This is a genomic window from Tropicimonas isoalkanivorans, assembly GCF_900112335.1.
GTDB lineage: Bacteria > Pseudomonadota > Alphaproteobacteria > Rhodobacterales > Rhodobacteraceae > Tropicimonas > Tropicimonas isoalkanivorans.
This window is the reverse complement of sequence record NZ_FOLG01000014.1, coordinates 1-15,315: the sequence shown is the minus strand read 5'-3', so window position 1 is coordinate 15,315 and position 15,315 is coordinate 1. Positions and strand designations below refer to the sequence as shown.

Annotated in this window: 8 protein-coding genes and 1 pseudogene; 8 read left to right on the top strand and 1 reads right to left on the bottom strand. The window is 64.1% G+C overall.

Translation table 11 applies throughout. The features are described from left to right. Window positions 1–19 precede the first annotated feature (19 nt). From BM075_RS18745 to BM075_RS24660, 8 genes and pseudogenes are all read left to right on the top strand, one after another. Window positions 20–517 carry a flavin reductase family protein gene (locus BM075_RS18745; protein ID WP_093362337.1) on the top strand — a complete coding sequence of 166 codons (498 nt, stop codon included), beginning with the start codon at window positions 20–22 and terminating at the stop codon, window positions 515–517. Between the two features lie 259 nt (window positions 518–776). Beyond that, on the top strand, window positions 777–3,167 hold the full coding sequence (locus BM075_RS18740; protein ID WP_093362234.1) for a glycogen/starch/alpha-glucan phosphorylase: 2,391 nt from the start codon (window positions 777–779) through the stop codon (window positions 3,165–3,167). Between the two features lie 38 nt (window positions 3,168–3,205). Then, entirely contained in the window at window positions 3,206–5,419 is a 2,214-nt protein-coding gene (gene glgB / locus BM075_RS18735; protein WP_425445204.1) for a 1,4-alpha-glucan branching protein GlgB, read from the top strand. Between the two features lie 34 nt (window positions 5,420–5,453). Beyond that, window positions 5,454–6,719 (top strand): glucose-1-phosphate adenylyltransferase, encoded by a 1,266-nt coding sequence (gene glgC, locus BM075_RS18730; protein ID WP_245758908.1) that lies wholly within the window; start codon window positions 5,454–5,456, stop codon window positions 6,717–6,719. Beyond that, window positions 6,716–8,152, top strand: coding sequence for a glycogen synthase GlgA (gene glgA, locus BM075_RS18725; RefSeq protein WP_093362232.1), 1,437 nt, complete (start codon window positions 6,716–6,718; stop codon window positions 8,150–8,152). Before glgC ends, glgA begins: the two co-directional genes overlap by 4 nt. Continuing rightward, window positions 8,149–10,239 carry a glycogen debranching protein GlgX gene (gene glgX, locus BM075_RS18720; RefSeq protein WP_093362231.1) on the top strand — a complete coding sequence of 697 codons (2,091 nt, stop codon included), beginning with the start codon at window positions 8,149–8,151 and terminating at the stop codon, window positions 10,237–10,239. Before glgA ends, glgX begins: the two co-directional genes overlap by 4 nt. Beyond that, window positions 10,239–12,071: pseudogene (malQ, locus tag BM075_RS24665) on the top strand (4-alpha-glucanotransferase); the annotation flags it as partial. The gene glgX and the pseudogene malQ, both read left to right, overlap by 1 nt. Window positions 12,072–12,161: 90 nt before the next feature. After that, entirely contained in the window at window positions 12,162–13,793 is a 1,632-nt protein-coding gene (locus BM075_RS24660) for an alpha-D-glucose phosphate-specific phosphoglucomutase (protein WP_218152880.1), read from the top strand. A 79-nt stretch (window positions 13,794–13,872) separates the two neighbouring features. Here BM075_RS24660 and BM075_RS18710 read toward each other — a convergent pair. Beyond that, on the bottom strand, window positions 13,873–15,315 hold a 1,443-nt coding region (locus BM075_RS18710; RefSeq protein WP_143089911.1), incomplete at its 5' end, for a family 16 glycosylhydrolase.

The window sequence follows — 15,315 nt, the reverse complement described above, 5'->3', positions numbered from 1 at the left end:
GGGCCGAGAGGAGCGCAGCATGACGGAGACCTTCACGCCGGGAGCGGGCCGGGAGCGGGCGCTGCGCACCGCATTCGGGTCCTTTGCCACCGGTGTTACGGTCGTAACATGCCGCGACGAGAAGGGGCCGCTCGGCTTCACCGCGAACAGCTTCACCAGCGTTTCGCTGGACCCGCCGCTGCTGCTCTGGTGCCCGGCGATCACGTCGCCCCGCCACGATCCCTACGTCGCCGCGCATCGGTTCTCGGTGCATGTGCTGGAGGCCGACCAATCCGACCTTTCGGAACGCTTCGCCATCGACGCACGGGATTTTCAGGGCGTGGAGTGGTCGGAGGGACCAGAGGGCGTGCCGCAGTTGTCCCGTTGCCTGACGCGCTTCGATTGCCGCCACTTTGCCGCCCATGGGGCGGGCGACCATACCATCGTCCTGGGTCTGGTGGAGCAGGTTACCCATACGCCCGGCGTCCCTCTGGTGTTCGCGCTCGGGGCCTATGGCCGGTTCGACACGAACATCTGAACACCTTGCCCGGTGCGGCCCAAACCCACTGCAGATGGGCAGCTAAATGCCCCTGAGTATGCGGGACGCCCTAAAAAACGGCAGGCGGACGGACCGGCCAGCCAAACAGGATGCCCAGTGTGCCACCCACACCCCGCCGGCTCCGGGATCGCCGCTCCGGCGGCCCAAACACTTGCGCGCACAGAACGGCTCGTAAATAACCCGATGTGAACATATATGCCGCCGCCCTCCCCTTGCGGCCTACTGCCGAGGACGCTCCATGACTCCCTCAGAGATGAAGAACGCCATCCTGCATCACCTGGTCTATACGCTGGGCAAGGATGTGAGCACCGCCCACATTTACGACTGGCGCATGGCGCTCTCCTTCGCGGTGCGCGACCAGATCGTCGACCCCTGGTTTGGTGCCACCCGCCGCAGCTATGCCGGCAAGCTCAAGCGGGTCTACTATCTGTCGATGGAGTTTCTGATCGGCCGCCTTCTCAAGGATGCGATCATCAACCTGCGGCTGGAAGACGCCGCGTTGGGCGCGATGAACGACCTTGGGCTGAACTACGAGCAAATCCTGGAGGACGAACCGGATGCCGCGCTCGGCAACGGCGGTCTTGGCCGGCTGGCGGCGTGCTTCATGGAATCGATGTCCACCCTCGCCTGCCCCGCCATGGGCTACGGCATCCGCTACGAACACGGCCTCTTCCGCCAGCGGTTCGAGGATGGCCGGCAGGTCGAGGAGCCGGAGGACTGGCTGAACCAGCGCCACGCTTGGGAATTCGAACGCCCCGAGGTCGCCATTGATATCGGCTTTGGCGGGCACGTGCAGGAAATTGGCAAGCGGGCCAACTGGTACCCCTCCGAGATGCTCATCGCCATGGGGCACGACACGCCCGTGATCGGGTGGAAGGGCCGCTGGGGCAACACACTGCGCCTGTGGGAAGCGCGCCCGATGCACGGCTTCGACCTGCAGCGCTTTAACCGGGGCGACTATGCCGCCGCGGCAGAGCCGGAGGCGCTGGCGCGGACGTTGTCGCGGGTCCTTTATCCCGACGACACCACCGAGCAGGGCAAGGAACTGCGGCTGAAGCAGGAGTTCTTCTTCACCGCCGCCTCCCTGCGCGATATCCTTCGCCGCTTCGAAAGCGAGTACAACGATCTGAAGCGCCTGCCGCAGAAGGCCGCGATCCAGATGAACGACACCCACCCCGCGATCGCCGGCCCGGAGCTTGTGCGGCTGCTGCACGACGAGCGCGGCATGGACTTCGAGGAGGCCGTGGGAATCGCCCGGAACACGCTCTCCTACACCAACCACACCCTGCTTCCCGAAGCGCTGGAACGCTGGGACGAGGGGCTGATGGGCCGTTTGCTGCCGCGCCACCTGCAACTCATCTACCGCATCAACGAGTTGCACATGAAGGATACCGGGTCGCGCAAGGTGACGGCCGTGGAGGACGGGCACGTGAAGATGGGCGAATTGAGCTTCATCATGGCCCACAAGGTGAACGGCGTTTCGGCGCTGCACACCGACCTGATGAAGAAGACGGTCTTCAAGGACCTGCACGAGCAGCACCCGACCCGGATCGTCAACGAGACCAACGGGGTCACCCCGCGCCGCTGGCTGCTGTCGTGCAACCCGCGCCTGTCCTCGCTCATCACCGAGACCATCGGCGAGGGCTGGGTCGACAACCTCGAACAACTCGAACGGCTGGAGCCGCATATCAAGGACTCCTCGTTCCTCGAACGCTTCGCCGCCGCAAAGCGCGCCAACAAGGTGGATCTCGCGCGGTGGTTTGCAGACGACCTCAAAATCAGCGTCGATCCGGAATCGATCTTCGACGTTCAGATCAAGCGCATCCACGAATACAAGCGCCAGCACATGAACCTGCTGGAGACCATCGCCCACTGGCTCGAGATCCGGGACAACCCGAATGCCGGATGGGTGCCGCGGGTCAAGATCTTCGGCGGCAAGGCGGCTCCGGGATATGTCTTCGCCAAGGAGATCGTGCGCCTGACGAACGATGTGGCGAAGGTCTTGAATTCCGATCCGCTCACCAGCCGGTATTTGAAGGTCGTCTACCCGCCGAACTACAACGTCAGTCTGGCGGAGCGCCTCATACCCGCCGCCGACCTGAGCGAGCAGATCTCGACCGCGGGCAAGGAGGCCAGTGGCACCGGGAACATGAAGTTCGCGCTCAACGGAGCGCTGACCATCGGCACGCTGGACGGGGCGAACGTGGAGATCCGCGACCTCGTAAAGGCAGAGAACTTCTTCCTCTTCGGGATGACGGCCGAGGAAGTGATGGAACGCCGCAAGGACAGCGGGCACGCCGCCGAGGCCATCGCGAAGGATTCGCGCCTGGCCCGCGCGATCGAGACCGTCCGCTCCGGCCGGTTCAGTCCAGAGGAGCCCGGGCGCTATCACGGAATCGCCGATAATCTCACCCACCACGACTATTTCATGGTCTGCTCCGACTTTACCGATTTCTGGCGCGCACAGCGTGAGGTGGACGGCGCCTTCGGTAAGCCTAATTGGACTTGCATGGCGGCCTACAACACCGCGCGGTCGGGCTGGTTCAGTTCCGATCGCACAATCCGGGGATACATGGCCGATATCTGGAACGCCGCGCCTGCACCGGAGGTCGAAGACGCCGCAGAGTGAGCGCTTGCGGTTGCGGGACGATGGAGTAGCTTTGAATTATGACAGACACTCCCGCCCCATACCCGCAGATGCCGCTGTCTCACGAGACGGCACAGCAGATCGCCCAAGGCGCGCTGCACGATCCTTTCGCCATACTTGGTCCGCACGAATCCGGCGGGCAGGTCTGGGTCACGGCATTTGATCCCGGCGCGTCCGGGATGGAAGCCGTCCTTGGCGAGGACAGCTATCCGCTTGCGCCCGTCGAGGGCGCGGCGGGCGTTTTCTGTGGCACCATTCCAGAACGCGCGCCCTACAAGCTGCGCGGCACGAATGCCTCTGGAGACAACTGGCTAATGGAGGACCCGTACCGCTTCGGTCCGGTGATCGGCGAAATGGACGAGTACCTCCTCGGCGAGGGCACCCACCAGCGGATCTGGAAAGTCCTCGGGGCGCATGTGATGGAGTGCGAAGGGGTTCAGGGCACCCATTTCGCGGTCTGGGCGCCGAATGCCCGGCGCGTGTCGGTCGTGGCAGATTTCAACTCCTGGGATGGACGGCGCAACCCGATGCGGCTGCGCGGCGCCACTGGCGTCTGGGAGATCTTCATTCCCGGCGTGGGCGAAGGCGCGCCCTACAAATACGAACTGATCGGCGCGCAGGGGCAACTCATGGCGCAAAAGGCCGACCCGGTTGGATTCGGCGCACAGCACCCGCCGGAGACCGCGAGCGTGGTGCGCGACATCACCGGCTATGGCTGGCACGACGACAAATGGATGACCTCCCGTGCCGCCAGCAACGCCTTCGACGCGCCGATTTCGGTCTACGAAGTGCACCTCGGTTCCTGGAGACGCGTCGCGGAAGACGGGAACCGCCCGCTGTCCTACAAGGAGCTGGCGGAAGAACTCGTTCAATACGCGACTGACATGGGCTTTACCCATCTCGAATTCATGCCGGTCTCCGAATATCCGTTCGACGGCTCCTGGGGCTATCAACCGATCGGTCTGTTCGCACCGACGATACGCCACGGACCGCCCCACGAGTTCCGCGACCTCGTCGATGCCGCACACGAGGCCGGGCTTGGGGTGATCATCGACTGGGTGCCTGGCCACTTCCCAACGGACGTGCATGGGCTGGCGCAATTCGACGGCACGGCGCTTTATGAGCACGCGGACCCGCGAGAGGGGTTCCATCAGGACTGGAACACGCTGATCTACAACTACGGCCGCGCCGAGGTTGCCAACTTCCTGATCTCCAACGCGCTCTACTGGCTGGAGGAGTATCACATTGACGGCCTGCGGGTGGATGCCGTGGCCTCCATGCTTTACCGCGACTACAGCCGGCAGGAAGGTCAGTGGATTCCCAACAAGTGGGGCGGGCGCGAGAATTACGAAGCGATCGAACTTCTGCAGCGCACAAACATCATTTGCTACGGCGAATGCCCTGGCGTCATGACGGCGGCGGAGGAGAGCACCTCCTTCCCCGGTGTCTCCAAGCCGGTGGATGCTGGCGGACTTGGCTTCGGCTTCAAGTGGAACATGGGCTGGATGAACGACACGCTCGACTACATCGAACGCGACCCCATCCACCGAAGGCACCATCACCACCAGATGACCTTCGGCATCCACTATGCCTTCTCGGAGAACTTCATCCTGCCGATCAGTCACGACGAGGTCGTCCACGGCAAGGGCTCCATGCTGACCAAAATGCCGGGCATGGAGGGCGAGAAGTTCGCGAACCTGCGGGCCTATTACGGCTTCATGTGGGGGCATCCGGGCAAGAAGCTGCTCTTCATGGGCTGCGAGATCGCCCAGTGGTCGGAGTGGAACTACAAGGACCAGATCGACTGGAAAGCCGCCGAATACCACACCCACGCCGGCGTGCAGCGCCTGGTGAAGGACCTCAACGCGCTCTACCGCAGCACGCCAAGTCTTTACCTGAAGGACTGCGAGCCTGGCGGCTTCGAATGGCTCGAAGGCAACGACATGGACAATTCGGTCTATGCCTGGGTCCGACGCGGCGGGCCGGATGACCCGCCCGCCGTGGTCGTCTGCAATTTCACGCCAATGGAACGGAACGGCTACAGGGTTGGGCTGCCGAAATCCGGCAGGTGGCGTGAGGCCATGAACACCGATGCCGAGATCTATGGCGGCGGCGGGCGTGGAAATCAGGGCGGTGTCGAAGCGGAAGAAGTCGACTGGCATGGTCAGGACTATTCTGCCGCAATGACGCTGCCGCCGCTTTCCACCATCATCCTCGTGCACGACGCGGACTGACGAACACTCGTTCCAAAGGGAGGGAACGCATACCATGATGAATCCTCATACACGGCTTTCTTCGCGCGCAATGGCGTTCGTTCTGGCGGGTGGCCGGGGCAGCCGCCTCAAGGAACTCACCGACAACCGCGCCAAGCCGGCCGTCTATTTCGGCGGCAAGACACGCATCATCGACTTTGCCCTGTCCAACGCACTCAATTCCGGCATCCGGCGCATGTGCGTGGCAACCCAGTACAAGGCACACTCGTTGATCCGGCACTGTCAACGCGGCTGGAACTTCTTTCGCGCCGAGCGCAACGAGTTCCTCGATATCCTTCCCGCGTCGCAACGTATCGACGACTACTGGTATCGCGGCACCGCAGACGCCGTCAGCCAGAACATCGACATCATCGACAGCTACGATGTGGACTACATCCTCGTGCTGGCGGGCGACCACATCTACAAGATGGACTACGAGATGATGCTGCAGCAGCACGTCGACAGCGGGGCGGACGTCACCGTCGGCTGCCTGACCGTGCCGCGGGAGGAGGCGAGTGCGTTCGGGGTGATGGCGGTGGACGCCACCAGCCGGATCACCGATTTCCTCGAAAAGCCCGCCGACCCGCCGGGCACGCCGGACGATCCGAACGTGACCCTTGCCTCCATGGGGATCTACGTCTTCAGCTGGAAATTCCTGCGCGAGATCCTGCAAAAGGATCACGACGACCCGAATTCCAGCCACGACTTCGGTCACGATATCATTCCGGACCTCGTTAAGAACGGAAAGGCGGTGGCGCATCGGTTCACCGACAGCTGCGTGAAGGATACGCCGGAGGCTCCGGCCTACTGGCGCGATGTCGGAACAGTGGACGCCTTCTGGAAAGCCAACATCGACCTGACGGACTTCACACCGGAACTGAACCTGTGGGACCACAACTGGCCGATCTGGACGTATTCGGAATCGGTGCCTCCGGCCAAGTTCATTCATGACGAAGAAGATCGCCGCGGGATGGCCATCTCCTCCATGATCTCGGGCGGCTGCATCATCTCCGGTACGGAAGTGCGGAACTCGCTGATGTTCACCATGGTCAAGACCAATTCCTATGCCGTGTTGGACCATGCGGTCATCCTGCCCTACGTCGTCGTCAATCGGTACGCGCGCCTGAAGAATTGCGTGATCGACCGGGGCGTGGTGATCCCGGAGAAACTCGTGGTGGGTGAGGATCCGGAGGAGGATGCGAAGTGGTTCCGCGTCTCTGACAAGGGGATCACGCTCATCACCCAGAACATGCTGGACCGAAGGGAAGCCGCTCTCAAATGAAGGTTCTTTCTGTTGCGTCGGAAGTCGCGCCGCTGATCAAGACCGGCGGGCTTGCAGATGTCGCCGGCGCGTTGCCGGCGGCATTGAAACCCGCGGGTGTGGATATGCGGACGCTGGTCCCCGGCTATCCGGCAGTGCTCTCCGCTCTCGGGCCGACGCGACAGATCCTGACAGACGGTGACTTGTTTGGCGGACCGGTCCAGATCCTCTACGGCGAGGCTGCGGGGCTGGAGCTTTACGTGCTGGACGCCGCGCACCTGTTCTATCGCGACGGCGGCCCCTATGCCGCGCCGGACGGGTACGACTGGTGGGACAACACGGAACGGTTCGCGGCGCTCTGTTGGATGGCGGCGCGCCTGTGTAACGAGGGGCATCTGCACGGCTGGAAGCCCGACGTTTTGCAGGCGCACGACTGGCAAGGCGGGTTCGCCCCGGTCTACCTTCAGCGGATGGGGGCTGCGCATTCCGTCGGCTCGGTGATGACGATCCACAATATCGCCTTCACCGGATCGGCCGGCGCGGACATGATTCCGCGGCTGCGCCTTCCGGCGGAGGGGTACAACGCCGGTGGGTACGAGTTCTACGGCCGTATTTCAGCGCTGAAGGCCGGGATTGCCTATGCCGACAAGGTCAACACCGTCAGCCCCACCTATGCCGAGGAACTCAAGACCCCGCACTTCGGCATGGGGTTCGACGGCGCGCTGCAATTCAAGGGGAAGGACTTTTCCGGCATCCTGAACGGCATCGATCTGGATGTGTGGAATCCGGCAACCGACCCGAACATCGTTCGCTACAAGAACGTCGCTGGCAAGGCCAAGGCCCGTGCCGCCCTCGTCGAGGAAATGGAACTGGACCAGGGGGCGGGGCCGCTGTGCGTCATCGTTTCGCGGCTGACCGAGCAGAAGGGTCTCGACCTGTTGCTGGATGCCCTTCCCCGGCTGCTTGAGCGCGGCGGACAACTGGCGCTTCTGGGCTCTGGCGATCCGTGGCTCCAGGAACGGTTCATCGCCGCGGCAGAGGCCAATCCCGGCCGCGTGGCTGTCCGCCTTGGGTACAACGAGCCCCTGTCCCACCGGCTGATCGCCGGAGGGGATGCGATCCTCGTGCCGTCCCGGTTCGAACCCTGCGGGCTCACCCAACTCTACGGCCTGCGGTATGGCACCGTCCCGGTCGTGGCGCTCACCGGGGGGCTGGCCGATACCGTCATCCCCGCGACCGTTGCAACTCGTGCGGCCGGAGTCGCAACCGGCATCCAGTTCGCGTCCGGAGACGCAGGGGCCCTCCTGGCCGCGATCGATCGGCTTTGCGACCTTTACCAAACACGCGAGGCCTTCCAGCAGGTGCAGCGCAACGGTATGAAGTTCCCAGTTGGTTGGGATACATCTGCCGCGGCCTATGCCGCGCTGTTCGCGGAGGCGGCAAAACACCCGTGAGGCATCCCGAGTACGCGATTTCCGCTGGGCGCCCCGCGCCTTTGGGCGCCACGTTTGATGGGGATGGCGTCAACTTCGCCGTGTTCTCCCAACACGCGACGGCGATGGAGGTGTGCCTCTTCAGCGCCGACGGAAAGGCTGAGCTTCAGCGTTTGCGCCTGCCGGAACGCGATGGAGAAGTCTGGTACGGCTATGTCTCCGGCTTGCGGCCCGGTCAGTACTACGGTCTGCGGGCGCACGGCCCTTACCGCCCGGACGAAGGGCACCGGTTCAACCCCAACAAGCTGCTGCTGGACCCCTATGCGAAACGGCTGACCGGAATGCCGGTCTGGCATGATGCTCTCATGGGTTACGAAATAGGGTCGAACGCTCACGATCTGAGCTTCGACACCCGGGACAGCGCCCCCTACATGCCCCGCTGCGTCGTTGAGGACCCAACGTTCTCCTGGGGCTACGATCATCCACCGCAGACGCCCATTGCCGACACAGTGATCTACGAGGCCCACGTGAAGGGCCTGACCCAGTTACACCCCAAGGTCGCCCCCGAGGGCACGTTCCTGGGGATCGCCACCGACACGATGCTGGATTATTTCGACAAGCTCGGGATCACCGCGATCGAGCTTCTGCCAGTCCAGGCCTTTCTCACCGACCGGTTCCTGCACGACAAAAATCTGAACAATTACTGGGGCTATCAGACGCTCGGCTTCTTCGCGCCGGATCCCCGCTACCTGAGCGAAAGCAAGATCAGCGAGTTCCAGCAGATGGTAGCCCGGCTCCATCACGCCGGTATCGAAGTGATTCTGGACGTGGTCTACAACCACACCTGCGAGGGCAACGAACTGGGGCCGACGCTCAGCTTCCGCGGCCTCGACAATCGGTCCTACTACCGCCTGATTCAGGACCGCCGCTACTACATAAACGATACCGGCACCGGCAACACGCTGAACCTCGACCATCCCATGGTCCTGCGCATGGTGATGGATTCCCTGCGCTACTGGGTAGAGGTCATGCACGTGGACGGATTCCGGTTCGACCTGTGCTCGACGCTGGGCCGAACTGACTACGGCTTCGACCCCGGCGCGTCCTTCTTCGACGCGATCCGGCAGGACCCGGTGCTGACGCAGGTCAAGCTCATCGCCGAGCCTTGGGACGTCGGCCCCGGCGGGTATCGGCTCGGCGGCTTCCCGCCGCCGTTTCACGAATGGAACGACCGGTTCCGCGACGGCGTGCGCCGGTTCTGGCGGGGCGATCCGGGTCGGGCGCCGGATCTGGCGGGGCGCATCACCGGCTCGGCGACGGAATTCGACCACTCCGGTCGGCCCGCGACGGCCTCGGTCAACCTGATCACGGCGCACGACGGGTTCACCCTGCACGACACGGTGAGCTACAACGGCAAGCACAACGAGGCCAATGGCGAGGATAACCGCGACGGCCATTCGGAGAACTACTCGGACAATTTCGGCTGGGAAGGGCCGGCCGACAATCCGGACATCGTCGCGGCCCGCAACCTGCGAAAACGGGCGATGATCGCCACGCTCATGCTTTCCCAAGGCACGCCGATGCTTCTGGCCGGTGACGAGCTCGGAAACACGCAGAACGGCAACAACAACGCCTACGCCCAAGACAACGAGACGAGCTGGATCGACTGGGACACCGCGGACATGGACCTTATGGCGTTCACCGCGAAGCTGATCCGTTTCCGTCTGGGGCATCCAATCCTGCGGCAGAAAGTGTTCCTTCACTCGCGCGAACGCCGCATCGACGGGCGCGAGGACCTGTTCTGGTGGCGCCCGGACGGCAAGCCGATGGCGACGCCGGACTGGGTCAACCCGGCGCTCAAGATCGTCTGCGTGGAGATGCGTACTGCCTCCGGCACGCCGCTCTACGCCGCGACAGAATCCGCGATATTCATCGTGTTCAACGCCGGCGACGACATGAAGGTCCGGCTGCCGACGCCCCCGAAGGGCCAGCGGTGGACATGGTCGATCAACAGTGCCGAACCGGATGCGGACCCCGCGCCGGTCCGGAGAAATGAAGTCACGAGCGCGGCGCAGTCGGTCTCCGTATTCGTCCTGGAGCCTTTCTGATGGATACAGCAACCCGCGAGCTCGCCCACGTGGCGGGTATCTATGCCGATTTCTGGGACCAGACAGGGAACCGGGTGGAGACGTCAGAAGCCACCGCGCGCGCCCTTCTGGCCGCGATGGCGCTGCCCGCTGTCGACGAGGCCGAGGCGGAACAGACGTTACAGAGATGGCGGGCGGCGGAAGATGCACGCGCCCTGCCCCGCTGGCTGATCGTCGAGCCGGGTCGGGAGACCCGCCATGACCTGTCCCGCCCCGTGGCGGACGGTTTTTTGGCGTTGGAAGATGGCACGAAGGTTCCTCTCGCGTCGGGCGATGCGCTGGACCTGCCGGCAGTCCCCCTCGGGATCCACAGGATCGTGCTGGACGACCAGGAAACAACTCTGCTCGCGGCGCCGGCGTGCCTGCCGCTGCCCGAGCCCGGTTGGGGCGTGACGCTGCCTCTGTACGGGCTTCGGACGGAAGACGAGGGCGGGCTGGGCGACTATGCCGACCTCAAACGTGCGGTCGAAGGGCTGGGAAGCTTCGGCGCCGATTTCGTGGGCCTGAACCCTGTCCATGCAGGCTTTCCGACGGACCCGAACGATTTCAGCCCCTATTCGCCGTCTCACCGGCGCCGGTTCAACATCATGCACATCGCGCTCGACGGGAAACGTACCGATGGCGAGGGCGCGCTGATCGACTACCCCGGCACGATGAAGAGCCTCCGCGCGAACCTCGACGAGGCTTTCGCAGCGTTCGAAGCCGATGGTGGTGACGCCGAATTCGACGCCTGGCTGGCGAAAGAGGGCGAGTCGCTCCAGCGATTCGCCACCTATCAGGCGCTTGCCGATCTACATGGACCCTACTGGTGCCAGTGGCCCGACGCTCTGACCGACCCGACCGCGCCCGAGGTCGCGGAATTCCGGGGGGCGAATCCGGAGGCAGTCCGTTTTCACGCCTGGCTGCAATGGCTGGCAGAAAAGCAATTGTCCAATGTCGCGGCGGCCGCGCAGGCGCAGGGAATGCGCTATGGTCTGTATCTGGACCTTGCGGTCGGAACGCATCCGCACGGGGCCGAAACCTGGTCAGAGCCATATTGCTTCGCCCGCGGCGTTTCGCTCGGCGCGCCGCCGGACGCCTTCTCGCCAGACGGCCAGACTTGGGCGCTGGCCCCGTTCAATCCGCACAGGCTGGCCGAGGTCCACTTCCGACCCTTCGCCGAGACGCTCCGCAGGCAGCTTCGCTACGCCGGACTGCTCCGGATCGACCACGTTCTCGGGTTTGAACGGGCCTTCTGGGCGCCGGACGGCGGAGACCTCCCCGGTGCCTACGTCGCCATGCCACGGGATGCCCTCCTCGCCGTTGTGCGCATCGAAGCCACGCGCGCCGGGGCCACCGTGGTCGGGGAAGACCTGGGCAACATTCCCGACGGCCTGCAGGAAGCCTTGGTCACGTCGGGCATGCTGGGCTGCCGCGTGGCGATGTTCGAGCAACACCATCACGGGCATTTCCGTCGCCCTGATGAGTATACCGAGGCGGCGCTGGCCTCCTTCGGAACGCATGACCTTCCAACCTGGAAGGGCTGGCGGCAGGGACGAGATATCGAGGTGCGGCACGAGATCGGCATTCTGTCCGACGAAGATGCCCACAACGGACTCGACTGGCGGCGGGGAGAAGTTCGTGGCTTCGATGCCCTGACCGGTTCCGACCCCGCCAATCTCGACGACATGCACCGGCTTCTCGGCAGCGTGCGAAGCCGGCTGGTGGCGTTGCAGATTGAGGATATTCTGGGCCTTACCGAGCAGGCGAACCTTCCCGGCACGATCGACAGCCATCCCAACTGGCGTCGCCGCCTGCCCGTGCCCGCCGCGGCGTTCGGGTCGCACCCGAGCATTGCCCGTGCCGCATACATAATGAAACAGACCGGCCGACAGGAGGACGACATGGATCGCATCACCGTTGAGACGCAACCGATCGAGGGCCAGAAGCCCGGGACCTCGGGCCTTCGAAAGAAAACCAGCGTCTTCATGGAGCCGCGGTACCTCGAGAACTTCGTGCAGGCCATCTTCACCGGCATTGGCGGGGTCGCGGGCAAGACCCTCGTGCTCGGGGGCGACGGGCGGTATTTTAACGATCGCGCCGCGCAGGTGATCCTGCGGATGGCGGCGGCCCAGGGGGCATCGCGCATCATCGTCGGTCAGAATGCCCTCATGTCGACGCCGGCCGCCTCCAACATGATCCGTAAGCGGCAGACAGACGGCGGCATCATCATGTCCGCCTCCCACAACCCGGGCGGCCCGGACGAAGACTTCGGCGTCAAGTTCAACACGCCCAACGGCGGCCCAGCTCCGGAAGAGGTCACCAATCGCATCTTCGAGGCAACCAAAACGCTCGACAGCTACGACATCCTCGTAACAGACGATGTGGACCTGTCTGAGGTGGGCGAAACGCAGCTTGGCGACATGGTCGTCGAAGTCGTGGACCCGGTGGTGGACTATGCGGCGTTGATGGACTCGCTCTTTGATTTCGACGCCATCGCGAAGTTGTTCCAGAGCGGCTTCCGCATCCGGTATGACGCCATGCACGCCGTCACCGGCCCCTACGCCAAGGCCATTCTGGAGGAACGTCTCGGCGCGCCCGCCGGTTCGGTGGTCAATGCGGTTCCCTCGCCCGACTTCGGCGGCGGCCACCCGGACCCCAACCCGATCTGGGCCAAGGACCTGATGGACCTGATGTATTCAGACGATGCGCCGGACTTCGGCGCCGCCTCCGACGGCGATGGCGACCGTAACATGATCGTCGGCCGGGCGGCCTACGTGACCCCCTCCGATTCCCTGGCGGTGCTGGCAGCGAATGCCCATCTCGCGCCGGGGTATTCCGGCGGGCTGAAAGGGGTGGCACGCTCCATGCCCACGTCTGGCGCGGTGGACCGCGTCGCGGCGAAGCGCGGGCTCGACTGCTACGAGACGCCGACCGGCTGGAAGTTCTTCGGCAACCTGCTCGATGCAGGGCGTGCGACGCTCTGCGGCGAGGAGAGCGCTGGCACCGGCTCCGACCACGTGCGGGAAAAGGACGGGCTCTGGGCGGTGCTGCTGTGGCTCAACATCCTGGCGGAGACCGGGAAATCAGTGCAGCAGATGCTTGATGACCACTGGACGGAATTCGGGCGCAACTACTACTCACGCCACGACTACGAGGGTGTGGACGCGGCCGCTGCGGAGGGCCTGATGAACGCCCTGCGCGCTCAGTTCGACACACTCCCCGGCAAGAGTTTCGCGGGTCGCACGGTCGCCTCCGCCGACGAGTTCTCCTACGACGACCCGGTGGACGGCTCCCATTCGGCCGGCCAGGGCATTCGCATCAGCTTTGAGGGCGGCGGCCGTGCAGTTTTCCGTCTGTCGGGAACCGGCACGGTCGGGGCAACGCTGCGGGTCTATCTGGAAGATGTGTGCGAAGATCCCGACCAGATGCACAAGGATCCGCAAGAGGCGCTGGCCGACATCATCGCCGCAGCCGAGGAGATCGCTGGAATCAAGGAGCGGACTGGCCGGGCTGAGCCGGACGTGCGGACCTGACGGCAAGCGCGCGCACCTGAAAACGCCACCGGGCGCCGGCACGGCCGGGCGCCCGGGTCTTTTCTTTAGAAGGCTTGGTTCAGAGCGACCAGTCTTCGATCAGCACCAACTCCACTGCCTCGATGCTACGGACCGAGAGACCGAGACTGTCGAACTCGTACGTGGGTCCGCCATTGGTGCCCGTGTCGTAGTTGTCCGACATGAACTGTTCGAGCGCGGCGATATCGTCAAGAAAGGCGTCATCTTTCAGTTCGGCTTCGGTGCCGTAAATCTTCAGGCGGTCGAAGCCTGCCGACCCTTCGTAGCGGTCTTCGGCACCGGTGTTGTTCCCGATCTCGTAGATCAGAACATCGCGCCGCGCCCCACCTTTGATCACATCGTCGCCGGCGCCGCCTGCGAGAATATCGACCGACCCGCGGCCAAGGATGTAGTCGTCACCGCCCGCACCGTAGATGCTGTCGGCAGATCCACCGCCCTTCAGAGTCTCGTTCCCAGCATGCCCAACCCGATCGAAGGACGGAAGGGCGCCCGTTTCGTTCGTTTCGTCGTCGCAGGTCACCACGCCGGACCCGTCGCATCCGATCTTGACCAGTTCCACCTTCTCGATGCCACGGACCCTGAGACCGTTGCTCGCGAAATCGAATGCCGGGCCCTTATTGGTGTCGCTGTCGTAATTGTCGGCGATAAACGCTTTCAGCTTTCGGATGTCGGCGGCAAGTTTGCCGTCGGCAAGTTCTTCTTCCGTCGCGAAAATCTTCAGCGTGTCGACGCCCGCGGCACCCTTGTAGACGTCGTTCACCCCGTAGTTCCGGCCCACGACGTAGACCAGCGTGTCATTTCCACCCCCGGCCCGCACGATGTCATTTCCCGCCCCGCCTGTGAGCAGGTCTGCCGCGCCGCGTCCGGCGACGAAGTCGTCGCCGCGGCCGCCGTCGATGCTGTCGGTGCCGCTGTCACCGTAGAGGGACTCGTTGGCGTTGGTGCCGACGTGGTCGAAGGCCGGGTCGCCGTCGGTCACGGGGGTCTCGGGTGCCGGCGTTTCGGGTTCCGGCACGGGCGTGCCGGAGGGGTCCTCGCCGCCCACCGGCTTGCCCGAGTCGTCGTAGGGCGCACCGTTCGCGTCGTAACTCACGCGCGAGTAGTAGGCCGCGGTGGTCTTGCCCGCCTTCAGGTCGTCGCTCAGAACGCCGTGCCAGTTGTCGAACGTGCCGGACCACACGTCCATCACGATCTTCATCTTCTCGTCGGGGATCGGCACCGAAGACGTCTCGGACGTCACCTCGTAGACCTTCACCCCATCGATGTACCAGGCGATCGAATCCTCCTGCCAGTCGAAGCCGTAGGTGTGCATCTCTTCGGCCGCGTCGTAGCCCAGATCGATCTGGACGGGGCCGTTCTCCGCGCCCATCCGCATGTCGTCGTAGTAGTAGTTGATGTTGACGACCGTGGTGTCACCGCCGAGGAACTCGAAGTCGATCTCGTTGTGGTGATCGGCGCTCCAGAAGGTGTTGTTGAAGAGGAA